Below are 23,642 nucleotides of genomic sequence, written 5' to 3' on the forward strand. Positions count from 1 at the left end.
CCGCGGTGCGGCAGGGGCCTGATTCGCCAAAGCTACCGAGGGTTGGCCGAATCACCGGCCGCTCGCTTTCCCCGGGTTGCCGCCTCGACAGCCTCCCACGCCTCCCGCAGTTCCAGCAGACTTTCAGTGATCCGCTGGAAATTCTCGCGCATGTGAGGTCGACCGTAGGCCCGCAGCGCGGCCACGATCAGGGCGTTGTAGGTTCCGAACAGCTGGTCGGCGACCGGCCCGCCGCGCGTCGGATCGAGGTGAAGGCTCAATCCGCGCAGAATGGCCGTCGCCCGGGTCACATGGGTGTGCCCCTCCTCGAAGCGGCGAGCCTCCTGCGCCTGCAGCGACTTCTGCAAGCTCATCATCGCTCCGTTGAGCAGCATGATGACGGCCCGCAGCGGCGGAACGGCCACCGCAGCGCCGCGATAGGCCTGACTTGCGAATTGCGCCATCGAATTCTGGGTCATCAGTTACTCGAACTCGCGTTGAGAAGGGCTTTCAGATAAGTGAGCGTGTTGTTGGCGCTCTCGATCGCAGCCTGATATTTGGCGTACTGCGCCGTAAGCTGCGTCTGGAACGTGGAGGCCGAGCTCTTGATGTCATCGACCTTGGCCTGCATCGTGTCGTCCTGCGAGGTCAGATTATCGATCAGCGTCTGCAGCGATCCCGTGCTGGATGATGCGGTCTTGGCGATCTGGTAGATCTGGGTCGCGAGCCCCTGTGTGGAGGTCACGGTGATCGATTGCGACGTCGAGCCGGCATAGGTGAAGGCCATCCCGGCATAGATCGTCCCGGAATTGCCCACGATCGTGTTGCCGCTCACCGTGAACAGGGAGCTGTCGCCACCGACGGACGCCGCCGAAAGATTTCCCGACGAATCCACCGTCAGATCAAGGGTGAACGACTGCGGCGACGACCCGGTATTGACCACGCTGAGCTGGCTCGACGAGGTCTTGGTCTGCGCCGACAACAACGTCGTCACGCCGCTCAGATTGGTGCTGAGGATCGTCGACAGCGTGCTGGTATCGAGTTCGAGCTCGTTCTTCTCGTTGAACGACAGGCCAAGGTCGGCCATCGTCGACCCGCCGACCGAGGTTCCGAGCACGGCCTGAAGCGAATTCATGATGTCGCGCATGGTGCCGTCACCGAACAGGACGGAGCTCGAGGACGCCGTCCCGTCTGAATTGGTGGTCTGCTGCGCGATCACGGCATCGCGGAATGCATTGTAGTCGGTAACGAATGTCTGCAATGCCGACGAGATCTGGCTCGTGTCCGTCCCGATCGTGACGGTCAGCGTCGTTCCGGACGGGGTCGCCTGCAGCAGGTCGAAGGTGACGCCACTGAGAACGTCGGTGATGTCGTTGGTATCGCGCGTCAGGCTGATCCCATCGAGCGTGAACTCCGCGGCCTGGGCCGTCTGCAGCACCGTCGCGAAGGCTCCCGAGCTGTCGGTCACCCCGAGCTTGTTGAGGATGTCGTCCCCGGACGAGCTTGCATAGGTGATGTCCGCGGCATCCTGGGTTCCCGTCAGCACCAGCTGATAGGACCCGCTCGATACCTGGACGATCGACGCCTCGACATTGGTCGTGGAGCTCTGGGCGTTGATCGCGTCGACGACATCCTGCAGCGACATGCCGCTGGTGATGGTGATGTCGGCCGTGCTGCCCCCGGACAGGCCGAGCGAGAACGTACCGGAATAGCCGAGTGCCGCGGTCTGGCTCGACTGCGTCGCGCCCGTCACCTTGTGAGCCGTGGCGACCTGGCTGATCGTCAGCGTGTGGCTGCCGGTCGCGGCTCCGTTGCTCACCGACATCGACAGAGCCGATGAGGCGCTGACGTCGCCGGTCGCGCTGATGGTGGCGGCCCGCGTGGCGAAGGCGTTGGTCGCAAGCGAGTTCACCATCGACGTCGCCAGTGACGACAATCCAGATGACAGCGTCTTCAGCGCGGTCTGCAGCGTCTGATACGCCGTGATCTTGGCCTCATTGGCCGTGATCTTGGTCGAGATCTGGGTCGCCTGGGTGAGCTTGGCATTGACGGCGGACTCGATCAGCGCGGTCCAGTCGATCGTGCTCGTCGTGCTCGTGCCCGACGTCGTGAGCGAGCTGCTCGAGCTCGTCGACGATGATGAAGACGACGACGTCGTGCTGCTCGTGCTCGAGGTTGCGCTGCTCACCGTCATCCGTCGTCGTCCTCCAAGGAAAAAGCCGGACCGGCGAGGCGCCGGCCCGGCAGATCACGGCTCAGCCCAGCAGCTTCAGGAGGTACTGCGGGATCTGGTTGGCGGCGGCTTCCGCCGACACCGCGGCCTGGGTCTTCACCTGCGCCGACGACAGCTTCGCCTGCTCGGACGCGATGTCGACGTCCTTGATCGCGGAATTGGCCGATTGCAGGTTCTGCGTCTGCGTGGAGATCGAGTCGGCCGAGAAGTTGAAGCGCGACTCCTGCGCGCCGATGTCGGCGCGGGCCTTCGACACGGTGTCGATCGCGGTGTCGAGAGCGGTCAAGGCTGCGGTCGCGCCGGTCTGGGTGCTGACGTCGAGCGACGAGACGCCGAGCGTGCTCGCGGTGAGATCCGACAGCGTGATGTTGATGGTGTCGGACGCGGACGAGCCGACCAGGACCGAGACGCCCGACGAGAAGGTGCTGGTGCCGTCGAGCAGGCTCTGGCCGCTATAGCGCGTTCCGGTCGCGATCGACGAGATTTCACTGGTGAGCTGCGAGAATTCCGACTGGATGTAGGTGCGGCTGGTTCCGACCGTGGTGCCCGATGCGGACTCGGAGGCCAGCGACTTCATGCGCGCCAGGATGTCGCTGATGTTGGATGCGCCACCATCCGCGGTCTGCAGGATCGACGTCGCCTGCGCCGTGTTGGTCGCGGCCTGCTGCAGCGTGGTGATGTCCGACGAGATGCGCGTCGAAATGGCGAGACCGGCCGCGTCGTCCGAGGCTGACGTGATGCGCGAACCGCTCGACAGCTTGGAGAGCGAGCTCGTCTCCTGGTTGGAGTTGATGTTCAGGTAGCGGACGGCGGAGTTGGCGGCGATGTTGGTGGAAATTGCGGGCACGGTGAGGACTCCTGAGTGATCGGCAAAGCACGCCGCATCGTGGAAGGACTGACGGTGCGGATCGGCCCCGTCTGACCGATCAAACGGAAGCGCCTGCGGGAATCAGGCGGGAATTCTCCCGCGACGGGATTTTTATGGTTAGCAATCCGTGAAGGCGCCGCGAATGTCGCGCTCGTGACGCCGCAGCATGTCGCGCAGATGCTGGCGTCCCCGTTTCAACAGCGACTCCACGGCGGCCACTGTCGTGTCCATCACCTCGGCGATCTCGCCGTTGCTCATGTTCTCGTGATACGACAGGATCACAGCGATCCGTTGCTGTTCCGGAAGCCGCTGCATCGCTCCCTCCAGGAGGTCGCTGAGCTCCGCACGCTCGATGACGCTCACTGCATCCGGCTTGCCGTCCGCAACCTCGGGCACCACATCGACATTCTCGGTCCGCGGCTTGCGCCGGATGTCGATGCAGCGGTTGCTGACGACGCGATAGAGCCAGGTCGAGAATTTGGCGCGGCCGTGCTGCCACCGCCCCCGGTGCGTCCAGACCTTCAACATCGTATCCTGCACGACGTCCTCTGCATCGGCAGCATTGCCGACGATGCGCAACGCAATCGCATAGGCGCGGTCGATGTGGCGCTCGACGAGGAGACGAAATGCGAGCTCCTCTCCAGTGGCCAGCCGGTCGAGCAGATCCTTGTCCTCGTCAAAGATCGCAGCCTCGCCTGGCGGCGCGGAGTCGGGAACGGTGCTGGCCGACTCGCTCGACAGCAGCGTCGCAACGTCCGGCGCCTCCGGCTCCTTCGAAGATACGCCATCGGCCGGGGCCCAGACGTCCAGCGCGTAGCTCATTTCCGAATCTCCAACCCGCAATGCCGACTACGCAGTTCGCAGACGGCTTCCGATCGTTGAACGCTGCGATCGAGAGAAGCAGGCGAAGATTTTTTGTGACTTTTCAGGTAGTTAGATGGAATGTTTTGCCTAGGGACAGGCAAATTCTGCCGCACGCGGATCGAGCGCTCGACGGTCGTTGAGGAGGAAAGGCCGATGTTCGGCATGGCGGGGATTTCATTCCGGAAGACGAATTCAGCAGAAAACGCGAGCTGCAACGCTTACTAACAGCATCCGTGGATGCGTACCGCGCACGCCAAATCCGCGCTCGCGCAAGGTCCGGAATTCTTGCGAAACGATCATCTCGCCCGGCAATTTTTTCCGAATCACCTCGACGAAATTATCTCATTTTTCGACTCTGTCAGTTGCCGCAGACGCGATTTTTGAATCGCGTGACGATTTTTGCGACATGACGCGCCTGATCTGTCGCGTTCGTACGTTGTAGTTGCTGATGACGCGACAAAATGGAGCGAACGACGTGATGCGTCGCGCGCCATCGACACATGCCTGGATGTCCATCGATGTCCATAGCGTCACCGAATGTTGCTGAATGTTTCGATCGATACAGACTCTCCGGAGCGGAGTTGCGTTCAACGTATCAGCGTGAAGCGCGGGATCCGCACAGCGATCGCTTTTGCGCGCCCAATCGCTCACGTCAGTGCTGGTTAACTTGATCAGACCGGACGCGAATGCACGTACTTCCGCTTCTGCAATCACGATGTCGATTCAACCGTTGGGGTTTCGAGCGGCGCGCCCGGCAACATTGCGAAACGAAGTTCGCGTTTTCCGTGTCGAGAGCCTCGTCCTACGCGCATCATCGCAATTCATCAGCGCAAGCACATGCGCGATCGACGCGCCTGATTGGCTGACGTGGTCCGTTTGATTGTGCAGGAGGACCCGGCATGACGCGACAAGACCCGAAGACCATTGACGACGACCCGGTGCAAGCCCTGCGCGCTCTTGGCGTCAAGCTCGGTCAGCAGCAAGGTCGTCGTCTCCAATGGCTGTCGCGGACGTTCGGGCCGCCGATTCACTGCGGCGACCGTCCGTCGCTTGGCCGTGGCCGTACGGTCGTCCTGCTCGACCCGCCAACGGGCGCGGGTGCCGAACTGCTGCATGGCTCGCTGACAACGTATGACGCCGTGGTCATCCCCTTCGGCGAAAATCCTGCGTTCGATTTCCTGAAATCCAAGTTGACCGCGTTCGGTACCGTCGGCACCTCAGCCGACGGTCCGCATGAATTGTGGTGGGGCGGCCGCGACTGGCCTGCTCCGGAGGCGGCACCCGCAACTGCGATGCGTGTCGTGTCCTGCCATCCAACGACGGTCGGCGACCTGCACGTCTATCATCTCAGACGCTCGCTGCAGCGGTTCGGGCTCCCATTCGACATCGAGGCGATCGATCGACGCCCCGGCGAGCGTCTGAGCGCTGCCGACAAGGCCGACTTCATCGCGCGGATGTGGCAGCGTCACCGCGAGCCGCTGTTGTACGTCGAGGCCGACGTGATGTTTCAAGCCGCCCCGGACCTTCCTCATCTGACGGGCTGCGACTTCGCCGTCCATAAGTGGAACGGCTGGGAGATGTCGCCGCGCACCCTCTATTTCGGTCGCTCCAAGGCGGCCGAGACAATGCTGACGACCTGGCGCGAGATCGCCTCGTCATACCCCGATGTCTGGGGCGGCTATCTGATCGACCAGGCCTGGAGTGCGGTAACGTCTCAGATCGCGCTCGACACGGTCTGGCTTCCCCGCAGCTTTCATGCCGTTGCAGGGGAAGCCGGGGTCCGCAACGCGACGATCGTGCACAATCTGAAGCCGACCAAGGCTGATCTTGGTCCCGACCCGGACTTCGCCGAGGTGGCGCGGTCGCCGCGGCGGGCTGGGCGCGTCGGCGCGCTGGAGTCGCTGCTCGTGGTGCGCTCGAGAGTGAAGTCCGACCGGGGCATCACGGTCATCCTGCGCGACGTCGAACGCAGTAGCGCACGCGCAACGGCTGACAGCATCGAGAGGCTGACGAGCGCCTTCGTCGCCGATTGCGGCGGCTTTGGCCGCCTCGAGCTTTCGCTGTGCTCGTGGCCGCCGGAGGTTCGCATCGCGAGGGAGGCCGCTTTGCTGGCCGACAACATGGTGCTCGAGATCATCCCCGGTCAGGAACTGCCGGCCGATCTGTTCGCCGCCACCGCCGCCTCGGAAGCGACGCGCCGGCCCGCCAGCTTCAACGCCCATCGCCACTGACGCCAGCCAGGACAAATCATGTTCGACACCATCATCCTTCTCACCGGCAGCCGCGACCAGCAGCTCGCATTGTCGGAGCTCCTGCGGGCGCACAACCCTGCCCTCGCATTCCGTTTCGCGGTCAGCCTGCAGGACATCGAAGCCATCGAGCGCGACGTGCTCGGCAGATCCCGCCTGCTTGCCTTCACGACCGGCGTCATCGTGCCCGCCGCCATCCTTCAGGCGGTCGGCCACGGCGCCTACAATTTTCATCCGGGCCCGCCGGATTATCCCGGCTGGGCACCGGCCCATTTCGCGATGTACGACGGTGCGACGCGCTTCGGCGCGACGGCCCATGCGATGGAGGCCCGGGTCGACTGCGGCGCGATCGTCGGTGTCGAGACGTTCGACATCCCGCGAGGCGTGGATGTCCGCGGCTTGGAGCAGATGACGTTCGTGCGGCTCGCCTATCTGTTCTGGCGGATGTCGCGCGACCTCGCCTGCCATGCCGGCCGGCTGCCGGCACTCGGCACCGGTTGGAGCGGCGCGAAGAGCACCCGGCAGATGTACGCCGCCATGTGCGACATGCCCGTCGACATCGATCCGGCCGAAATGGCGCGCCGCATCCGCGCCTTTCACGACGATTTCCGCGGCATTCCACTGACCCTCAACCTGCACGGCACACGGTTTCAGCTCATGCGCGCCGCGGACGCTGTCGGCGAGCCGATGACGGTTGACGCACCGGCGCTGGCGCTCGCATCGTGACTAGCGCTTGAGCGGCTTGATCACGGTCTGGTCGAGCCGCGTTTCCCAGCCGTGACGTTCCAACTCGGGATCGTCATGCTCCTCCTGCGGCCAGCCGACGCAGAGATACGCAATCAGGCTCCAGTCGGACGGCAACTCGAGTTCACGACAGACAGCCGCCGGGTCCAGGATCGACACCCAGCCGACGCCGAGACCTTCCGCGCGCGCTGCCAGCCAGAACGTCTGGATCGCGGCCACCACCGAGTAGCGGAGCGTTTCCGGCATCGTGGCGCGGCCGAGACGATGACCGGTGGCAGCGCCCTCGTCGGCACAGACTGCGAGATGAACCGGCGCCTGCGTCAAGCCTTCCAGCTTGAGGCTTGCATAGAGCGCGCGGCGCTCACCGTCATAGCCGGCGAGCGCGGCTTGGTTCGCGTGCTGGAAGTTCTCGATGACCGTCGCGCGGCGTTCAGGGCTCTCGACGAGCACGAACCGCCAGGGCTGGCAGAAGCCGACGGATGGCGCATGGGACGCGAGCGCGAGCAACTGTTCGATCAGCTCTGGGGAGACCGGATCGGCGCGGAAACGGCGGACGTCGCGACGCCAGCGCACCAGCTCGGCAAAGCGCTGCCGGAATGTCGCGTCGAACTGCGGAGGGCTTCGGCCTGGCTCGCTCATGCGCCCTCCCCGCTCAGGACGTGCAGGAACGATCCGGTCACCGACCCGCGCCGGGCGCCGCGCTCGGCGACGACGCCGCCCGACGCATCGCGGCACGCGATCAGCGGATCGTCTGCCTCGCTCAGGATGGTTGCATAGTGGAATTCGTGACCGTGAACGACGGCCCCTCTTCCGCCGAGACTGCAGTCGGCCAAGAGCGTCGCTTGACGATAGCCGAGATGCAGACGGCGGCGCGCGAACGACGTTTCCAGCGACAGCAGCCCGGCCATCGCATGCCGGACACCGTGAGCATCCTCGAGTCCTGTCCCCAGCGTCATGTAGCCGCCGCACTCACCGTGGATCGGCACGCCGCGTAACGCCATCGCGCGCAACGCATCGAGGAACGACCGCGCCGAGGCCAACCGTCCCGCGTGCAATTCGGGATAGCCGCCTGGCAGCCAGACCGCGTCGGCTGCGGGATCGGGAGCCTCGTCGTTCAACGGCGAGAACGGAATGGTCTCCGCGGCCTGAGCGCGCCAGTGCCGGAGGAGGTGCGGATAGCTGAACGAGAAGGCGGCATCTGCTGCGAACGCGATGCGCTGTCCGGGCGGTTTGAGGCCGAGGCTGGATGTCTGCGCCGCCAGATCGGGCGCGCGGATCGGGTTCGCGAGAGCGAGCAGCGCGTCGAGATCGACCGATCCAGACAAGCTGGCCGCGAGACGCTCGAGATGGGCCTCGATGGCCGTGATCTCCTGGGCCTGGACCAGGCCGAGATGACGTTCCGGCAAGGTCAATTGCGCGTCCCGCGCCAGAGCGCCGAGGACCTTGATTCCGATAGCCGCGAACGCCGGCTCGATGAGCGCTCGGTGGCGCTCGCTCGCGACCCGATTGAGGATCACCCCGGCCACGCGAACATCGTCGCGAAAACGCGCGCAGCCGAGCGCGACGGCGGCGGCCGTCTCGGTCTGCCCACTGACATCGAGAACGAGCACGACTGGCCAGCCGGTCAGGGCTGCGAGATCCGCGGCCGAGCCGCTGCCCGCGCGCCCGGGATGTGACGCACCATCGAACAGGCCCATGACGCCCTCGATGATGGCGATATCGGCGTCGGCGGCAACGCTGCAGGCAAGCCCGAGCAGTTGCCGCGCCGACATCGCCCAGCCGTCGAGATTGTAGCTCGTCCGTCCTGCAGCGGCCGTGTGATAGGCAAGATCGATATAGTCCGGGCCGCATTTGAAGGGTTGCACGCGCGCGCCGCGCCGGCTGAGCGCACGCAAGAGCCCGAGCGTGACCGTCGTCTTGCCGGCGCCGGAACGCGGCGCGGCGACGATGATTCCGTTGGGCGCCACCATGGTCATGGCCGCAACGCCGCCGAGGCATGGCAAAATGTGCTATGCGAACGGACATGAAGGAAACTGCGGATCCGCCGAACCAACCGCTGAAGCGTGGCTGGACGACCGGCAGCTGCGCCACGGCCGCGGCGCGCGCCGCCTACGAGCTGCTGATCACGGGCAACTGTCCTGCCATGGTCGAGATCGCCTTGCCCGGCGGACGTCGCGTCGGCTTTGCGATCGCGATGCATGAGACCGACGGCACCAAGGCAACCGCGGGCGTCGTCAAGGACGCCGGCGACGATCCCGATGTCACGCACGGTGCGCTGGTCAAAGCGACTCTGCAGCGCGGTGCAGACAAGTCCGGCGTGACGTTCCGCGCCGGCCCCGGCGTCGGCACAGTGACGCGACCGGGATTGCCGCTGCCGCCGGGAGAACCTGCGATCAATCCGGTGCCGCGCGAGATGATCGCGGCGGCGATCAATGAGGCCGCTGCAGCGCTCGGCGCGGCGCGCGATGTGGCCGTCGAGATCTCCATTCCCGGCGGCGAGGAGCTCGCCAGGAAGACGCTGAACCCGCGGCTCGGCATTGTCGGCGGCCTGTCGATCCTCGGCACCACGGGAATCGTGGTGCCGTTCAGTTGTGCTGCCTGGATCCACTCCATCTATCGCGGTATCGACGTCGCGCGCGCGGCTGGCCTGCCGCACATCGCCGGCGCGACGGGAAGCACGTCCGAGAAGGCCGTGCAGCAGCTCCATGGCCTGCCGGAGACGGCGCTGATCGACATGGGCGATTTCGCCGGCGGCATGTTGAAATATCTGCGCCGGCATCCGATCGCCCGCGTCACCGTGGCCGGCGGCTTCGCCAAGATGACCAAGCTCGGCCAGGGCCTGCTCGACCTGCATTCGCGCGCCGGCGAGGTCGATCTCGGCTGGCTCGCGAACACGCTGCATGACGCGGGGGCGCCGGCCACGCTGGTCACGAGCGCACGCACGGCCAACACCGCGCTGCAGGTGCTGCAGGAGGCCGAGCGGGTCGGATTTCCCGCCGGCGAGGCCGTCGCGCTCGCCGCCTGGAAGACGGCGCGGCGTGCGCTGGGCGACAACGACATGGTCCTCGACGTCGCCGTGTTCGACCGTGACGGCCGGCTGGTGGGACAAAGTCAGGGACCGGCTCATTCGCCCCTCCCCCGGAAGCGCCGCTGATAGCCGGTATCGTACAGCGCGCTGTCGCGAAAATCCTCGGCTGCGAGCGCGCGGCCCACGAGGATCAGCGCGGTCCGCTCCACGGCGGAAGCCGCGGCTTGTCCGACGATCGTCGCCAGCGTGCCGGTCAGGACCAACTGATCCGGCCAGCTCGCGCGATAGACGATCGCCACCGGGCAGTCGTCGCCGTAATGCGGCCGCAGCTCGTCAACGACTCTATCGAGAACGTGGATCGAGAGATGGATGGCGAGCGTGGCGCGCGACTGCGCGAACAGCGAGAGCTGCTCCGTCTCCGGCATGGCCGACGCGCGGCCGGACGTCCGCGTGAGCACCACCGATTGGGCGAGGCCCGGCAAGGTCAGTTCGCGGCCAAGCGCGGCGGCAGCCGCCGCGAACGACGGCACGCCCGGTGTGATCGTGTACGGGATCCGCAACGCATCGAGGCGCCGCAATTGCTCGCCGAGCGCGCTCCAGATCGAGAGATCGCCGGAATGCAGTCGCGCCACATCTTCGCCCGCGAGCGTGGCGCGCTCGATTTCGGCGACGATCTCGTCGAGCGACATCGGTGCCGTGTCGACGATACGCGCGCCGGGTGGACAATGATCGAGCAGCGCCCGAGGGACCAGCGAGCCCGCATAGAGACACACCGGGCAGCGCGCGATCAGGTCGCGGCCGCGCAAGGTGATCAGGTCCGGCGCGCCTGGACCCGCGCCAACGAAATGCACCGTCATGAGGCAGGCTCCGCAACAATGGCGCCGTCGCCCTCCGCCACCGCGCAGGTCGCTACGGCGTTTGCGACGCGCGCGAGGATCAGTCGGGCATTCACGCCGGCGGCAGCGAGCGCCGCCGTCTCGGCAACCGAAGGTACACCCTTCAAGCACCTGACGCGATCGCTCCGCGTGATCGCGCGATCGGCAACAGCCGCCATGTCAGCAGAGGCGATGGCGACGAGCGGACGGCCAAGCCGTTGCGCGGCGCAGATCACGCCAGGCTCACTGGCCTTGTCAGCCGCAGTGGCGAGCACCGCCACGTCTGCGGGCGCGAGGCGCGCAAGCGAGAGCGCATGCGCGATGACCGCCTCGATATCTGCGACGTCGGCGGCACGCCGGCAACCAATCCCGAGCGCGATCATGGCTTCGTCACCCGCCACTGCGTGATCGGCATGGCCTGCCGCCAGCCATGCATGCGGCCAACCGGCTCGATGCGCGAAACGGCGATGCGGATCAGTTCACCGCCATGCTGGCCGAACAACGCGCTCAGCCGCGTCTCGCCTTCGAGCGACACCACGTTGGCGACGAGGCGGCCGCCGGGTTTCAGCCGCGACCAGACGGCTTCGAACACCCCCGCTTCCGAAATGCCGCCGCCGATGAAGACCGCATCCGGCGTTTCGAGATCCGCCAGCACCGCTGGCGCGCGCCCCGTCACCAGTGTCAGCTCGGGAGTGCCGAGCGCCAGCGCGTTGCGCATCGCCCGGTCGGCCCGGTCCTGGCGCGCCTCGATGCCGATTGCGCGCAACGAGCCATGACGCAGCAGCCACTCGATTGCCACCGAACCCGAGCCCAGCCCGACGTCCCACAACAGCTCGCCCGGACGCGGCGCCAGGGCCGACAACGTCACGGCGCGGACCTCGCGCTTGGTCAACTGGCCGTCATGCTCGAACAGGTCATCGGCAAGACCGGCGGTCAGCGGGATCACGGGCGCGTCAACCTCCGCGTCGACATCGATCGCGATCGTCGTCAGCGGATGAATATCAGAGAGATCGAACGCGTCGGCCGACGCGCTGCGCACCCGTTCGTGCGCGCCGCCGATCGCTTCCAGCACCGTCAGGCGCGAGCGTCCCATGCGGCGTGAGGTCAGCAGCGCGGCGAGCCGTGCGGCAGTGGAACCGTCCCAGGCCAGGGCCAGAATGCGCGCCGCCGGCGCGAGATGGCGGATGATCCCTTCGAGCGGGCGGCCGTGCAGCGTCACCTGCGCCACATCCTGCAGCGGCCAGCCGAGCCGTGCCGCTGCGAGGCTGAAGGCCGAGGGCTGCGGGACGCAAAGCATCTCGGCGGACGCGAAACGCTGCATCAGCTGCTTGCCGACTCCGTAGTTGAAAGGATCGCCGCTTGCGAGAACGACGACGGGCTCTCCCCGTCGCGCCGCGATCTGGTCGAACGCGAGCTTCAGCGGGCTGGGCCACGCCAGCCGTTCCCCCGCAATCAACGGCGCCGCAAGCTCGAGATGGCGCGCGCCGCCGACCACGAGCGCCGCCTGCGCGATGAGACGTCGTGCAGACGTTGAGAGACCGTCAACACCATCCTCGCCAATCCCGACGATGGACAGCCAGCGCTGCGCGTTGCAAGTTGCGGCCGAGTTCACCATGGACCCTGCCCCGCATGCGCATCCTCATTCTCGGCGGGACGACCGAGGCTTCGGAGCTGGCGAAGCTGCTCGCCGGCGACGACCGGTTCGCAGCGACGCTTTCGCTCGCCGGCCGCACCGCTTCGCCCAGACCGCAGCCGCTGCCGACGCGCATCGGCGGCTTCGGCGGCATCGCCGGACTGGAAGCCTGGCTGCGCGATCATGCAATTGACGCCGTCGTCGATGCCACGCATCCCTACGCCGACCAGATCTCGCGACATGCGGTTGCAGCCTGCCATGCGCTGTCGGTGCCGCTGGCGTCGATCCGGCGCGCGGCATGGCAACGTCAGGCCGGCGACCGCTGGATCGAGGTCAGCAGTGCCGACGACGCGGCTACCGCGCTCGGAGCAGATACGGCGCGTGTGTTCCTCAGCCTTGGTCGCCTGGAGCTCGCAGCCTTCGCAGCAGCCCCGCAGCATCACTACGTCGCGCGAACCATCGATCCGCCTGGCGACGTCGCGTTGCCGCCCGACATTCGCTTCGTCCACGATCGCGGGCCGTTCGACGAGGCGACAGAGGAAGCCTTTCTGATCCAGGAGCGCATCGCCTTCGTGGTGTCGAAGAACTCCGGAGGCGCCGCGACCTATCCGAAGATCGCAGCCGCGCGGCGGCTCGCGATTCCCGTGGTGATGATCGCCCGACCCGACAAGCCGCAGGGCGTCGCGCTGGACGGCGCGCGAGCCGCGTTGCAATGGCTGGAGGCACGACTGGCTCATGCGCCGCCCTCGACCTCGCGGCGCAGCGTATAGACGTAGGGCGCCTTTCCCTCGCGCGCGATCAGGCGCGTGGCGGTCGATCCGATCAGCACGAGCGTTCGCATGTCCGCCTTGCCGGGATCGACCTCGCCCAAGGTGGTGACGATCCGTCGGACATCACCACTGCCCGCGGCCCGCACCATGACGACGACGGTCGAAGCCGGCTTGATCCGCCGCAGCAGCGCGAACGCCTCGCCCAATTGATGAGGTCGCGCCTTGGACAGCGGATTATACAGCGCGATGACGAAGTCGGCGGCGGCCGCCGCCTCGAGGCGGCGGCGGATGGTCGTCCAGCTCTTGAGATTGTCGGACAGCGAGATCGCGCAGAAGTCGCCACCGAGCGGCGCCCCGACCTCGGCCGCCGCCGCCAGCATCGCGGTGACACCAGGCTCGACGCGAATGTCGAGGTCACGCCACGCCGCCGGTCCCGCCTCGACCGCTTCGAACACCGCTGCGGCCATCGCGAACACGCCGGGATCACCGCCCGACACCACCGCGACCTGCTTGCCGTCGCTTGCGAGCCCGAGTGCGTGGCGGGCGCGGTCGAGCTCGACGCGATTGTCGCTGGCGTGCCGGATTTGCCCCGGACTCGTCGTGGTCACCCTGTCGAGATACGGTCCATAGCCGATCAGATCGGTCGCGCCTGCGATGGCGGCCGCGGCGGCCGGCGTGATCAGTTCGGCCCGCCCCGGGCCGACGCCCACGATCGTCAGTGTACCCGTCATAGCCGGCGCCCTTGTCCGGGGATCAGGATCATCGAGAAATAGGGGCCGCGGTCCAGTTCTACCTCGGCCAGCGGCGCGACACGTTGCGCCTCCATCGTGCCGCGCTCGACATAGAGCGCGCGATCGAGCAATCCGGCGCTGATGATCGCGCGCTTCACTTTAGCAAGGTTGCGCCCGACCTTCATGATGACGGCGGCCTCGCAACGCGTCAGCCGGTCATGCAGGACGTCCTCGCCCAGCGTGCCCGGCAGCACGGACAGGACATCGTCGCCCCAGGTGATGGGAACATTAGCCTTGGTCCAGCAGCCGGACATGCCGGTGACGCCCGGGACGACCTCGACCGGATGATCGCGCTCGAGCCGCCGCCACATATGCATGAACGAGCCGTAGAAGAACGGGTCGCCTTCGGACAGCAGACCGACCGATCGCCCCGCCGCAAGATGCGCGGTGATGCTCTCCGACGCGCGCCGGTAGAAATCGGCGATCTGGGACTGATAGGACAAGTCGGCGACGGGCAATTCCTCCGTGACCGGATATTCGAGCCGCAGCTCGTGGCGGCCGGATTCCATCAACGGCGCCACGATCCGTCGCGCGTTGCCTTCCATGCCGCGCTTGGCAAAGAACGCCACCACATCGACGGACCGAACCAGACCAGCGGCGCGCAAGGTCAGATAGCGAACGTCGCCCGGACCGACGCCGATGCCGTACAGCGTACCCGGATCGGCCGAGCCCGCGATGGTGTCGAGCAGGCTCATTCGACGTCGCTCGCGATCGCATTCACCGCCGCAACCGCCATGGCGCTGCCGCCCTTGCGGCCCTTGACGATCAGATACGGTACCCGACCATCGGCCGCGAGCGCCTCCTTGGACTCGCGGGCTCCCACGAACCCCACAGCCGTTCCGATCACCGCCGCCGGTCGCGGCGCGCCCTGATCGAGCATGTCGAGCAGATGAAACAATGACGTCGGCGCATTGCCGATCGCCACCAGGGCGCCGCCGAGGTGCGGCCGCCACAGCTCCAGCGCTGCTGCGGATCGGGTCGTGCCGAGCTGCGCGGCGAGCGCCGGCACCTCGTGCGCATCGAGCGTGCAGATGATCTCGTTCCTCGCCGGCAACCGCGCCCGCGTGATCCCCTGCGCCACCATCTTGGCATCGCACAGGATCGGCGCGCCACGATCGAGCGCCTCCCGCGCCGCGGCGGCGAAGTGTTCGGACATCGCGATGTCGGAGGTGATCTCGACCATGCCGCAGGCATGGATGATGCGCACGGCGATCTTCTCTTCCAGTCCGCGGAAGCGCGACAGATCGGCCTCGGCGCGGATGGTCGCGAACGAGCGGCGATAGATCTCCGCGCCGTCCTTGATGTAGTCGCGCAGCTCAGACATCGGCCTTTTCTTTCGTTTCGAACAGCCCGTCGACGATCTCGGTGGGATCGAGCATGCCGCAGGGCTCGCTCTTCACCGTGCCGTTGCGGACGACGTGATAACCTTCGCCCTCGCCGACCAGCACGACGTCCGCGGCTGCCGAGCGTGCGCAGCCCTTGGCGCAGCCGGAGACGTGCAGCGTGCCGTTGAATCCGGTCCGAGCCATCGCATCCGCGAGCAGGCCGGCATGCTGTCGCGTCGCCAATCCGGTCGATGGACAGCAGCCGACGCCCGAGCAGGCGTCGATGCGCATCAGTGGATCGGCATCGTCGACGACCAGGCCGAGCCGGGCGGCATCCGCCGCCAGTTGCTCCGCGGTCACGGCACCCGCGGCGACATAAAGCGCGCGCCATGGCGACAAGCGGACCTCGGCGATATCATGCGCCGCAAGCATGGCCGCGAGCCGCGCCAGCGTGCCGCTATCAATGCGGCCGAACGGCACGCCGAGACCGACGGCGCAGGTTTGATCCGTCAGAGCGATGACGCCGCAACGTCGCTGCGAAATGGTTGCTGACGCCGTCGCGATGGCGTTTGAAACATCGAGGCCCAGTTCAGCGCGGATGGCAGCGCTCGCTTGCGGCTGCAACGTCGCGGAACGCCGCGTCGGGCTGTGTTGCAGCACCAGCCGCGCGAGGTGAACGGCCGTCGACGCCGCGTCGGTCACGGCTGCCGTTCCCAGCCACACATCGTCGTTCGAACCGGCAATGCCGACGGCGATCCGCCTTGCCTCAGTACCACCACAGGCGACGAGACGAACATCCGCGGCGAGCCCGGTCAGCGGCAGCCTGCCGCCGCCGTCCAGCGCAAAGCCGAACTTGGGCGGCAGCGCATGGAGCGCCTGATCCGAGGCCAGCAGCGTCTCCAGCTCGGCGGCGACGGGGCGCATGTCGACCCATTCGGCCGGGTCGAGTCCCGCCAGCGGGTTGACGACGATGTTGCGGATGGCCTCGAGCTCGGCGCTGTCATCGAGCAGGCCGAGCGATGCCATCAGTTCCCACAGCGGCGCGAGCGTCTCGGACGATACGCCGCGAATCTGCAGATTGGCACGGCGCGTGAGGTCGATCTGGCCATTGCCGTAGCGCTGAGCGGCCTCGGCAAGCTCACGCAGCGCCGACACCGGCAACGCGCCGCCATGCGGCCGGACGCGAACGATGAGCCCATCGCCGCTCGGCATCGGACGCCGCGCGCCCGGGCACCAGCCCTTGATCTCGACTGCGGCGGTCACGACACGTTCTCCGTTTGCGTCAGGCGCGTGCGGGCATGCGCAAGCTCATCGGCGACTGCATTCCGGCGCGGCACCCATAGCTGCCGGCGTAGCGCATCCTCAAATCGCGAGACGATCGCGGCGACCGCCGCGGGATTGCGCGCGACCATGTTGTCCAACACGGCCTCGTCGCGCAGCAGCGCCCCATGCGCCAGATCGAACAGGTGCTCGGCGACGGCGTCAGAGGTGGCGGCAAAGGCATAGAGCGCGTCGACGCCCTGTGCGATCTCGGCGACGCCGCGATAGCCATGCGCGAGCATTCCCGCAATCCAGCGCGGATTGGTGAGACGGCCCCGCACCACGCGGGCGATCTCCTCGCTGAAGCTCCGCGCCGCCGGCGCCTCCGGACGGCTGGTGTCGAGATGCAGCAGTACGGGCGACGCGCCGAGCGACGCTGCAGCGGCTGCGAAGCCTCCGACGAAATCGGCCACCTCCTCGCCATCGAGGAGGTCGCGCTCACGATCGTCCTGCGGATGCACGAGGGCATCGGCGCTGCGGACGCGGGCGCGGAACGTGTCGGAGGCCGACACGCCGTCATGCGCTCCGCCGAAACTGTAAGCGGTGCTCTCAAGATACGCTTCGCCGAGCTGCGACCGGCTCGTCCAGTCCATCCCGAGCGCGAGGTCGGCGGCAACGGCGCCGTAGCTGCCGGGTGCGCCGCCGAACACGCGCGCCAGGCTCTCGCCGCGCCGCCGTGCCGCGGCCAGCGGATTGTCGGCATCGTCCTCGTCGAGTGACGCCACCTTCTGCACGGCGAGATCAAACAGCGCGATCTGCGCTTCGAACAGGTCGCGGAACAGCCCCGAGATCCGCAGCGTCGCATCGATGCGCGGGCGGTCGAGCATCGCCAACGGCAGCACGTCGACGCCGGTGACCCGATTGGAGTTGAGGTCCCAGCGCGGCCGCGCGCCGAGATAAGCCAAGGCCTGGGCCAGATCGTCGCCGCCCGTGCGCAGCGATGCGGACGCCCAGAGATCGAGCATGAGCGCGCGCGGGTAGTCGCCATGATCCTGCAAATAGCGCCGGATCACCTCATCAGCCGCGCGTACGCCGACCAGGGCCGCGGTCCGGGTCGGGATCGCGCGCGGATCGGTCGCGGTCAGATTGCGGCCCGTGGGCAGCACGTCGAGACGGCCGCGGCTCGGCGCTCCGGCGGGACCGGCAGCAACGCGCCGGCCATCGAGCGCGGCGAGCAACGCGCTGCGCTCGGCCGCAGCGCTCGCGGCGATCCGTGCGGCGATGTCGGCGCGATCGACCGTCACCGCCTGCCCCATCGCCGCCGTGATCGCATCGGCCAGCAGGGCGGTCGCCGCCGTGTCGGGCGCCTCCCCAAACACATGCAGGCGGTCGCGCACCGCGAGCTCCTTGATGTCGCAGAGCTGCGCATCGAGCTGCGCGATCGCCTCGCGTCCGGTCATGGCACGGTCGAGCCCGCAATCGGCGGCCAGGCCGCCCTGCCAGGCCCGCGCGACGATTTCCTCCTCGAGCAGTTTCAGGCGGCGTTTGTCGAGGCCATCCGCCTCGGCATATTCCTCGACCAGCCCCTCCAGCTCCAGCAGGGATCCGTGCAGACCGGCCTGCGACAGCGGCGGCGTCAGATGCCCGAGCGTCAGTGCCGACAACCGCCGCTTGGCCTGCATCGCTTCGCCGGGATTGTTGACGATGAAGGGGTAGATCACCGGCAGCGGGCCCAGCACGGCCTCCGGCCAGCAGGCATTTGACAGCGCCAGCGCCTTGCCCGGCAGCCATTCCAGCGTGCCATGCGCACCGAGATGGATCAGCGCATCGATCCGCTCGGCCTCTCGCAGATATGCATAGAGCGCGACATAGGCGTGCCGCGGCGGCACGCTGGTGTCGTGATAACCGGACTTGCGATCGGCGCGACTGCCACGATCCGGTTGCAACAAGATTAGGAGTTCTCCCGCACGCAGCACCGGAAAATGGAAGGCGCCATCCCGGAACGCGGGGTCCGCTTCCGCCTCTCCCCAGATGTCATGTAGCGCACGCTGCAGATCGTCCGGCAACGGCGCCAGAGCACACCGATAGGCCGCGAGCGGCACCACGAGCTGATCTGCCTCGTCCCGCAGCAGCGTTTCGATATCGTCCGCAGTCGGCGCTACACGGCCGATATCGTACCCCGCCTCCGCCAACAACCGCGCAATGGCGGCTGCGCTTGCGCTGGTGTCGAGACCGACGGCGTAGCCGCAACGCCCGCCGCGCGACGGATAATCGGAGAGTACCAGCGCCACGCGCCGCTCGCTGGCCGGCAGCCCCCGCAATTGCGCCCATCGCGCCGCCAGTTGCGCGACGTAAGCAATGCGGTCCTGTTGAGGCACATAGCGCATCGCGCTGAACTGCAGACGCTCATCCGCCGGCGCCTCGCCCTTGAACGCAATCGGGCGCGCCAACAGCCGGCCGTCGAGCTCCGGTAGCACGACATTCATCGCAAGGTCCGTCGGCGACAGTCCGCGCACCGACGAGGCCCAGGCCTCTTCCGTGCTCTGCGCCTGGATGATTTGCAGAACTGGTGCATCGGCCACGTCGAGCACCGTGGTGCCGCCGTCGCGCAGCGCCGAGAACGCGGTGGCGTTCAAAATGATCGCAGGACGCCGGCGCTGGACGAGTCGCGCCAGTGCATCCCCAATATTGGGATCCTTCAGGCTGGTCACCGCGACCGCGACTGCCGCCAGCCCTTTGGCTTCGATCGCCCGCATCAGCTCAGCAATCCCGGCCGTATCGGCAGCGAGCAGGCTCGCACGGTAGAACACGATCAGCGCGCTCGGCCGCGCATCATCATGGCTGCAGAGATCATCGATGCCGACGGCTCCGCGATCGGGCATGAAGCCGACGATCGAACCGATCGCGATCGGTTCGGCAAACTGCGCGTCGCGCCCGAGCAGCGTCGCGAGATAGCGCAGCGCCTCGCGCGCATTGCCGACCCCGCCCTCGTGCAGATAACCGTAGAGACGCGAGGTCGCGTCCTGCGGCAAGGTCGAGAGCTCAGCAAGCCTGTCGTCGGCGCGATCGTCACCCGGCAGTGCCGCGAACAGGATGTGGCGGCTGCGGCAGACCGATGCGATGCGCTCCAGCCCGTAGCGCCAATAGTCGAGCCCGCCGAGACAGCGCACGACGACGGCGCGCGCGCCCAGCACGACGCGGTCGACATAGAGATCGACCGACATCGGATGCTTCAGCCGTTTCAAGCTGGCGAGGCGCAGGCTCGGCAGGTCATCCGACGACACGGTCCAGGCTTCGGCCAGCGCCGACAGGTCGGTGTCCGAGAACGACAGCACGACGATCTCGGCCGGCGACTGTGCAAGATCCACGGCCTGTTCGAGGTCGTCGAGATCCGCGCCCGTTGTCGCCAGCAGGTGCATCGGTGACTATCCTGTGATCAGGCTCTGGATGGCAGCGGCATCGAGGCCGCGCTCGCCGATGATCACCAGCCGCCCCTGCCGCGATTCGCCCGAGCGCCACGGGCGCTCGAACTGATGCTGGATGCGGCTGCCAACGGCCTGCACCAGGAGGCGCAGCGGCTTGCCGGCGACTTCCACGAACCCTTTCACCCGCAACACATCATGTGCGTCGACGGCGGCCGCGATGCGGTCGACGAGCGCATCGGGCGAAGCCTGCGCCGGAACGTCGAGCACGAAACTCTCGAAATCGTCGTGATCGTGCTCGGCCTCGTTGTCGTGATGCGACGGCCGGGCCGCGAGATCGTCCTCCGCGGCGGCACCGAGTCCGAGCAGCACCGAAGCCGACAGCCTGCCGTGCTCCGTCGCGATCACCTTGACGGCACGCTGCACCTTCGCCGCGATCTCGGCGGCGACATCCTTGCGCTGCTCCTCGCTCATCAGGTCGCTCTTGTTCATCACGACGAGATCGGCGCACAACAGCTGGTCCTCGTAGACCTCCTCCAGCGGATTGTCGTGATCGAGCGACGCATCGGTGGCGCGCTGCGCGGCGAGCGCTTCGGGATCATCGGCGAAGCGTCCCGCGACCACCGCCGGACCATCGACGACCGCAACGACGCCGTCGACGGTGACGCGCGTCGCGATCTCGGGCCAGTTGAAGGCCTGCACCAGCGGCTTCGGCAGCGCCAGCCCCGAGGTCTCGATCACGATATGCTCGGGCGGCTCCTTCTGATCCAGCAGGCTCCTGAGCGCCGGCACGAAATCATCGGCAACGGTGCAGCACAGACAGCCGTTCGACAGCTCGACGATGCGATCCTCCGGACAGTCCGGCACGCCGCAGCCTTTCAGGATGTCGCCGTCGATGCCGACATCGCCGAACTCGTTGACGATGATGGCAAGCCGGCGACCGTTCGCGGTCTCGATCAGGTTGCGCACCAGCGTGGTCTTGCCGGCGCCGAGGAAACCGGTGACGATGGTGCAAGGCGTCTTGGCGAACGACTTCGTCATGGCGATGCGAGCTCTCGTTTTCAGCGTGGCGCAGACAGCGCAGGCACGCGCGCGACGGTGTTCTTGCGAATGTATTCGGGACGCTCGCGCCAGGCCGGCAGACCGGCGTCATGGCGCTGATGCAGTTGCGCAAATGTCAGCACATCCCGCGCATGCAGATCCGGATCGAGCGCGCCGAGCACATAGGTCCATTTGCCCGGCGCCGTCACCGCAACCGTGCACGCACGATTGCAGTTCGACAGACACTCGACACCGACAACGGTGACACCGGCGCGCTGCGCGGTCGGCAACGTCTCGATCGCGGCGAGCAAACGGGCTCCGGCCCGCGGCTGATCAGGCGGCGTAGGTTCCGTCCCCTGCGAACGGCAAGTGACGCAGACGAACAGCGTCGTCTCACCAGTCTCCGATGCGGTCATCAATCAGCCGATCACGCCGGCCGCCGTCGCCGCGGCGACCCCACCCACCAGCACGATGGCAGCGCCCGCGAGCCGCAGCGCCAGCGGCGCAGCCGTCTTGGCCTTCGCCGACAGCAGCCTTGTGCCGAGGAACGCGCCGGCGGCGATGATGGTCTGGATCACGAGCAGACCGACGAGATAGGCCCCGAGCGGGGTGTTCTCGGCCCCGACGATCGATTCGCCCAGCGCATATCCATGGACGAGACCGGTCACGGCGAACAGGCCGGCGACGGGCAGCACACCGAAACGGCCACGCATCACCACCACCAGCCCAACCACGACGGTGGTCAGGCCGACCAGCAGCTCGGCAGCCGGGATGTTGGCCTTGGCCACATGAAGGCCGACGCCCGCGATCATCGCGGTGGTGAAGGCGAGCACCGGCGCGAAGCCGCGGCCCAGAAGCGCTGCAACGATGCCCGCGCCCACGATCGCCGCCAGATGGTCGATTCCGATGACAGGATGGCCGAGGCCGGACAGCATCCCCTGCGCAAACGTCTGCGGCAGCTTGCCCCCCATCATGTGATGCGCGAAGGCGGGATCGGTGGCGAGCAGCACCAGGCTCGCGGCTGCAAAGGTCGTGGTACGGGTCAACTTCATGGCCGTCTCCGTCGCTTGCCGGCTCCCCAGAGGACCGGACGATGCGCTGCATCCGACGGCACCCCGCCCATCCCGGCGGGATCAGAACCAGCATCGCGACTCCCCGCGCGACGGGTCGGCCAACAGCAATGTCGACGGCAGGTCTCCTGGCTCTCGGGTCACCGCACGAAGCCACCTTCCCGGTTTCCCAGTGGTGTCTTGGCCTCACACTCGCCGATTACAGTTGCGGGGGCAGCCACGGCCTTGGGTCAAGAACCCGCACCGTGTTCCCTAAATCTCTCCTTTCGGAGAACCGTCATCTGTTAGATACGGGTCGCACCAAAGCCCGTCAATCGGAATCGTCCCCATGGTCCCCGCCCCGCCGCATCCCGCCCTGCCGCGCCTGACGCTGGTGCTCGGCGGTGCGCGCTCGGGCAAGAGCCGCCATGCCGAGGCCCTCGTCACCGCCCTTCCGCCGCCTTGGACCTATGTTGCGACCGCGCAGGCCTTCGACGCCGAAATGACCGACCGGATCGCCCAGCACAAGGCGCGCCGCGCCAAGGGATGGCAGACGCTGGAGACGGCGCATGATCTCGCGGGTCTCGTCCGGGCAAGCGGAGAATCGGGCGTACCGATGCTGATCGATTGCCTGACGCTCTGGCTCAGCAACGTGATGCTCGCCGACATGAACGTGGCGGCAAGATCAGCCGAGTTGATCGACGCGCTCAGGAACGCGCATGGCCCGATCGTGGCCGTGTCCAATGAGGTCGGACTGGGCATCGTGCCGGACAACGCGCTCGCGCGCGCCTTTCGCGATGCCCAGGGGCGACTGAACCAGGACATCGCGGCCTTAGCGGATCGCGTGATCCTGATGGCGGCGGGACTGCCGCTGACGTTGAAGTGACGAGGAGACAATGCCGATGACCGGAAGCGCCGACGATTCACGCCACAAGGCGAAGATGGAGAACCGCAAGGCGGCGCAGGATGCCGAGGTCGCCTCCAAAACCGTGGAGAAGGGCCTGCTGATCGTTCACACCGGCAAGGGCAAGGGAAAATCGACGGCGGCGTGGGGCCTGATGCTGCGCGCACTCGGCCGCGGCTTTCGCATCGGCGTCGTGCAGTTCGGCAAAGGCGCGTGGGAAACCGGCGAGCGCAAGGCGATCGAGAAGTTCGGCGATCAGGTGTCGTGGCACACGCTCGGGGAAGGCTTTACGTGGGAGACGCAGGATCGTGCGCGCGACGTCGCCGCGGCCGAGCGCGCCTGGGCGAAGGCTAAGGAGCTGATGGCGGATCCGTCGATCCGGCTGCTCGTCCTCGATGAGCTCAACATCGCGCTGCGTTACGATCACCTTGATATCGCAGACGTCGTCGCCACGCTCGCAGGGCGCCGTCCCGATCTGCACGTCGTCGTCACCGGCCGCAACGCCAAGCCGGAGCTAATCGAGGCCGCCGATCTCGTCACCGAGATGAACCTCGTGAAGCATCATTTCGCGGCCGGCGTGAGGGCGCAGGAAGGCATCGAGTACTGA

At 67.1% G+C, this 23,642-nt stretch carries 23 protein-coding genes and 1 riboswitch; of the genes, 6 read left to right on the forward strand and 17 right to left on the reverse strand.

Annotated elements, in window-relative coordinates:
• Positions 1–32: 32 nt before the first annotated feature.
• The 4 genes from QW861_RS32875 to QW861_RS32890 all read right to left on the reverse strand — a co-directional run bounded on the left by QW861_RS32875 (position 33) and on the right by QW861_RS32890 (position 3,902).
• On the reverse strand, positions 33–458 hold the full coding sequence (locus tag QW861_RS32875) for a flagellar export chaperone FliS (RefSeq protein ID WP_315754498.1): 426 nt from the start codon (positions 456–458) through the stop codon (positions 33–35).
• Positions 458–2,173, reverse strand: a complete 1,716-nt coding sequence (gene fliD / locus QW861_RS32880; RefSeq protein WP_315754500.1) for a flagellar filament capping protein FliD — start codon at positions 2,171–2,173, stop codon at positions 458–460. Before fliD ends, QW861_RS32875 begins: the two co-directional genes overlap by 1 nt.
• A 61-nt stretch (positions 2,174–2,234) precedes the next feature.
• Positions 2,235–3,059, reverse strand: a complete 825-nt coding sequence (locus tag QW861_RS32885; protein ID WP_315718450.1) for a flagellin — start codon at positions 3,057–3,059, stop codon at positions 2,235–2,237.
• Positions 3,060–3,197: 138 nt separating this feature from the next.
• Positions 3,198–3,902, reverse strand: a complete 705-nt coding sequence (locus tag QW861_RS32890) for an RNA polymerase sigma factor (RefSeq protein WP_315754502.1) — start codon at positions 3,900–3,902, stop codon at positions 3,198–3,200.
• A 941-nt stretch (positions 3,903–4,843) separates the two neighbouring features.
• Between QW861_RS32890 and QW861_RS32895 the strand changes: the two genes are divergently transcribed.
• A complete protein-coding gene (locus tag QW861_RS32895; RefSeq protein ID WP_315754505.1) occupies positions 4,844–6,175 on the forward strand; it encodes a hypothetical protein in 1,332 nt (443 codons plus the stop codon).
• A gap of 18 nt (positions 6,176–6,193) precedes the next feature.
• A complete protein-coding gene (locus tag QW861_RS32900; RefSeq protein WP_315754507.1) occupies positions 6,194–6,919 on the forward strand; it encodes a formyltransferase family protein in 726 nt (241 codons plus the stop codon).
• Here QW861_RS32900 and bluB read toward each other — a convergent pair whose 3' ends face one another.
• Together bluB and QW861_RS32910 are read right to left on the reverse strand one after the other, a co-directional pair.
• Entirely contained in the window at positions 6,920–7,576 is a 657-nt protein-coding gene (gene bluB, locus QW861_RS32905) for a 5,6-dimethylbenzimidazole synthase (protein WP_315718446.1), read from the reverse strand. It abuts the gene before it with no gap.
• Positions 7,573–8,913 carry a cobyrinate a,c-diamide synthase gene (locus QW861_RS32910; protein ID WP_316193994.1) on the reverse strand — a complete coding sequence of 447 codons (1,341 nt, stop codon included), beginning with the start codon at positions 8,911–8,913 and terminating at the stop codon, positions 7,573–7,575. The genes bluB and QW861_RS32910 overlap by 4 nt, the downstream gene beginning before the upstream one ends.
• 47 nt (positions 8,914–8,960) lie before the next feature.
• On the opposite strand from QW861_RS32910, the gene QW861_RS32915 reads away from it, so the two are divergent.
• The gene (locus tag QW861_RS32915; RefSeq protein WP_316193995.1) at positions 8,961–10,091 is read left to right on the forward strand and encodes a cobalt-precorrin-5B (C(1))-methyltransferase; all 1,131 of its coding nucleotides are present in this window, start codon (positions 8,961–8,963) and stop codon (positions 10,089–10,091) included.
• Here the strand turns inward: QW861_RS32915 and cobM are convergent.
• From cobM to cbiE, 3 genes are read right to left on the reverse strand one after another with little or no spacing between them, the layout of a single operon-like run.
• Entirely contained in the window at positions 10,061–10,822 is a 762-nt protein-coding gene (gene cobM, locus QW861_RS32920; RefSeq protein WP_315718443.1) for a precorrin-4 C(11)-methyltransferase, read from the reverse strand. The genes QW861_RS32915 and cobM overlap by 31 nt on opposite strands.
• Positions 10,819–11,223 carry a cobalamin biosynthesis protein gene (locus tag QW861_RS32925; protein WP_316166972.1) on the reverse strand — a complete coding sequence of 135 codons (405 nt, stop codon included), beginning with the start codon at positions 11,221–11,223 and terminating at the stop codon, positions 10,819–10,821. The genes cobM and QW861_RS32925 overlap by 4 nt, the downstream gene beginning before the upstream one ends.
• Positions 11,220–12,455 (reverse strand): precorrin-6y C5,15-methyltransferase (decarboxylating) subunit CbiE, encoded by a 1,236-nt coding sequence (gene cbiE, locus QW861_RS32930; protein WP_316193996.1) that lies wholly within the window; start codon positions 12,453–12,455, stop codon positions 11,220–11,222. Before cbiE ends, QW861_RS32925 begins: the two co-directional genes overlap by 4 nt.
• A gap of 14 nt (positions 12,456–12,469) precedes the next feature.
• On the opposite strand from cbiE, the gene QW861_RS32935 reads away from it, so the two are divergent.
• Positions 12,470–13,243, forward strand: a complete 774-nt coding sequence (locus QW861_RS32935) for a cobalt-precorrin-6A reductase (protein ID WP_316193997.1) — start codon at positions 12,470–12,472, stop codon at positions 13,241–13,243.
• Here the strand turns inward: QW861_RS32935 and cobJ are convergent.
• The 8 genes from cobJ to QW861_RS32975 are packed head-to-tail and all read right to left on the reverse strand — an operon-like array spanning position 13,207 to position 22,134.
• Positions 13,207–13,974 (reverse strand): precorrin-3B C(17)-methyltransferase, encoded by a 768-nt coding sequence (gene cobJ / locus QW861_RS32940; protein WP_316193998.1) that lies wholly within the window; start codon positions 13,972–13,974, stop codon positions 13,207–13,209. The two genes, QW861_RS32935 and cobJ, sit on opposite strands and share 37 nt — an antisense overlap.
• Positions 13,971–14,729 carry a precorrin-2 C(20)-methyltransferase gene (locus tag QW861_RS32945; protein WP_315718438.1) on the reverse strand — a complete coding sequence of 253 codons (759 nt, stop codon included), beginning with the start codon at positions 14,727–14,729 and terminating at the stop codon, positions 13,971–13,973. The genes cobJ and QW861_RS32945 overlap by 4 nt, the downstream gene beginning before the upstream one ends.
• The gene (locus tag QW861_RS32950) at positions 14,726–15,358 is read right to left on the reverse strand and encodes a precorrin-8X methylmutase (RefSeq protein WP_315718437.1); all 633 of its coding nucleotides are present in this window, start codon (positions 15,356–15,358) and stop codon (positions 14,726–14,728) included. Before QW861_RS32950 ends, QW861_RS32945 begins: the two co-directional genes overlap by 4 nt.
• Positions 15,351–16,622 carry a precorrin-3B synthase gene (gene cobG, locus QW861_RS32955; protein WP_316193999.1) on the reverse strand — a complete coding sequence of 424 codons (1,272 nt, stop codon included), beginning with the start codon at positions 16,620–16,622 and terminating at the stop codon, positions 15,351–15,353. The genes QW861_RS32950 and cobG overlap by 8 nt, the downstream gene beginning before the upstream one ends.
• On the reverse strand, positions 16,619–20,038 hold the full coding sequence (cobN, locus tag QW861_RS32960) for a cobaltochelatase subunit CobN (protein ID WP_316194000.1): 3,420 nt from the start codon (positions 20,036–20,038) through the stop codon (positions 16,619–16,621). The genes cobG and cobN overlap by 4 nt, the downstream gene beginning before the upstream one ends.
• Before the next feature lie 6 nt (positions 20,039–20,044).
• A complete protein-coding gene (cobW, locus tag QW861_RS32965; protein ID WP_315718434.1) occupies positions 20,045–21,082 on the reverse strand; it encodes a cobalamin biosynthesis protein CobW in 1,038 nt (345 codons plus the stop codon).
• A gap of 20 nt (positions 21,083–21,102) precedes the next feature.
• Positions 21,103–21,498 (reverse strand): DUF1636 domain-containing protein, encoded by a 396-nt coding sequence (locus QW861_RS32970; protein ID WP_315718433.1) that lies wholly within the window; start codon positions 21,496–21,498, stop codon positions 21,103–21,105.
• 3 nt (positions 21,499–21,501) lie between these two features.
• The gene (locus QW861_RS32975) at positions 21,502–22,134 is read right to left on the reverse strand and encodes a HupE/UreJ family protein (protein WP_315828430.1); all 633 of its coding nucleotides are present in this window, start codon (positions 22,132–22,134) and stop codon (positions 21,502–21,504) included.
• Positions 22,135–22,252: 118 nt separating this feature from the next.
• A riboswitch (cobalamin riboswitch) is annotated at positions 22,253–22,446 on the reverse strand.
• A 34-nt stretch (positions 22,447–22,480) separates the two neighbouring features.
• Here QW861_RS32975 and cobU point away from each other — a divergent pair.
• Both cobU and cobO read left to right on the forward strand, forming a co-directional pair.
• Positions 22,481–23,017 (forward strand): bifunctional adenosylcobinamide kinase/adenosylcobinamide-phosphate guanylyltransferase, encoded by a 537-nt coding sequence (gene cobU, locus QW861_RS32980; RefSeq protein WP_316194001.1) that lies wholly within the window; start codon positions 22,481–22,483, stop codon positions 23,015–23,017.
• Between the two features lie 16 nt (positions 23,018–23,033).
• Complete coding sequence (cobO, locus tag QW861_RS32985) at positions 23,034–23,642, forward strand: cob(I)yrinic acid a,c-diamide adenosyltransferase (protein WP_315828432.1); 609 nt, start codon at positions 23,034–23,036, stop codon at positions 23,640–23,642.

This window comes from Bradyrhizobium sp. SZCCHNRI1029 (assembly GCF_032487555.1).
Classification (GTDB): domain Bacteria; phylum Pseudomonadota; class Alphaproteobacteria; order Rhizobiales; family Xanthobacteraceae; genus Bradyrhizobium.

Excerpts from the sequence above, each read along its gene's own strand:
- cobU (WP_316194001.1), top strand. The coding sequence starts at position 22,481 with ATGGTCCCCGCCCCGCCGCATCCCGCCCTGCCGCGCCTGACGCTGGTG.
- cobN (WP_316194000.1), bottom strand. The coding sequence starts at position 20,038 with ATGCACCTGCTGGCGACAACGGGCGCGGATCTCGACGACCTCGAACAG.
- QW861_RS32915 (WP_316193995.1), top strand. The coding sequence starts at position 8,961 with ATGAAGGAAACTGCGGATCCGCCGAACCAACCGCTGAAGCGTGGCTGG.
- QW861_RS32890 (WP_315754502.1), bottom strand. The coding sequence starts at position 3,902 with ATGAGCTACGCGCTGGACGTCTGGGCCCCGGCCGATGGCGTATCTTCG.
- QW861_RS32900 (WP_315754507.1), top strand. The coding sequence starts at position 6,194 with ATGTTCGACACCATCATCCTTCTCACCGGCAGCCGCGACCAGCAGCTC.
- fliD (WP_315754500.1), bottom strand. The coding sequence starts at position 2,173 with ATGACGGTGAGCAGCGCAACCTCGAGCACGAGCAGCACGACGTCGTCG.
- cobO (WP_315828432.1), top strand. The coding sequence starts at position 23,034 with ATGACCGGAAGCGCCGACGATTCACGCCACAAGGCGAAGATGGAGAAC.
- QW861_RS32935 (WP_316193997.1), top strand. The coding sequence starts at position 12,470 with ATGCGCATCCTCATTCTCGGCGGGACGACCGAGGCTTCGGAGCTGGCG.
- cobM (WP_315718443.1), bottom strand. The coding sequence starts at position 10,822 with ATGACGGTGCATTTCGTTGGCGCGGGTCCAGGCGCGCCGGACCTGATC.
- QW861_RS32875 (WP_315754498.1), bottom strand. The coding sequence starts at position 458 with ATGACCCAGAATTCGATGGCGCAATTCGCAAGTCAGGCCTATCGCGGC.
- cobJ (WP_316193998.1), bottom strand. The coding sequence starts at position 13,974 with ATGACGGGTACACTGACGATCGTGGGCGTCGGCCCGGGGCGGGCCGAA.
- QW861_RS32910 (WP_316193994.1), bottom strand. The coding sequence starts at position 8,913 with ATGACCATGGTGGCGCCCAACGGAATCATCGTCGCCGCGCCGCGTTCC.
- QW861_RS32950 (WP_315718437.1), bottom strand. The coding sequence starts at position 15,358 with ATGTCTGAGCTGCGCGACTACATCAAGGACGGCGCGGAGATCTATCGC.
- cobW (WP_315718434.1), bottom strand. The coding sequence starts at position 21,082 with ATGACGAAGTCGTTCGCCAAGACGCCTTGCACCATCGTCACCGGTTTC.
- QW861_RS32975 (WP_315828430.1), bottom strand. The coding sequence starts at position 22,134 with ATGAAGTTGACCCGTACCACGACCTTTGCAGCCGCGAGCCTGGTGCTG.
- cbiE (WP_316193996.1), bottom strand. The coding sequence starts at position 12,455 with ATGGTGAACTCGGCCGCAACTTGCAACGCGCAGCGCTGGCTGTCCATC.
- bluB (WP_315718446.1), bottom strand. The coding sequence starts at position 7,576 with ATGAGCGAGCCAGGCCGAAGCCCTCCGCAGTTCGACGCGACATTCCGG.
- QW861_RS32970 (WP_315718433.1), bottom strand. The coding sequence starts at position 21,498 with ATGACCGCATCGGAGACTGGTGAGACGACGCTGTTCGTCTGCGTCACT.
- QW861_RS32925 (WP_316166972.1), bottom strand. The coding sequence starts at position 11,223 with ATGATCGCGCTCGGGATTGGTTGCCGGCGTGCCGCCGACGTCGCAGAT.
- QW861_RS32895 (WP_315754505.1), top strand. The coding sequence starts at position 4,844 with ATGACGCGACAAGACCCGAAGACCATTGACGACGACCCGGTGCAAGCC.
- QW861_RS32945 (WP_315718438.1), bottom strand. The coding sequence starts at position 14,729 with ATGAGCCTGCTCGACACCATCGCGGGCTCGGCCGATCCGGGTACGCTG.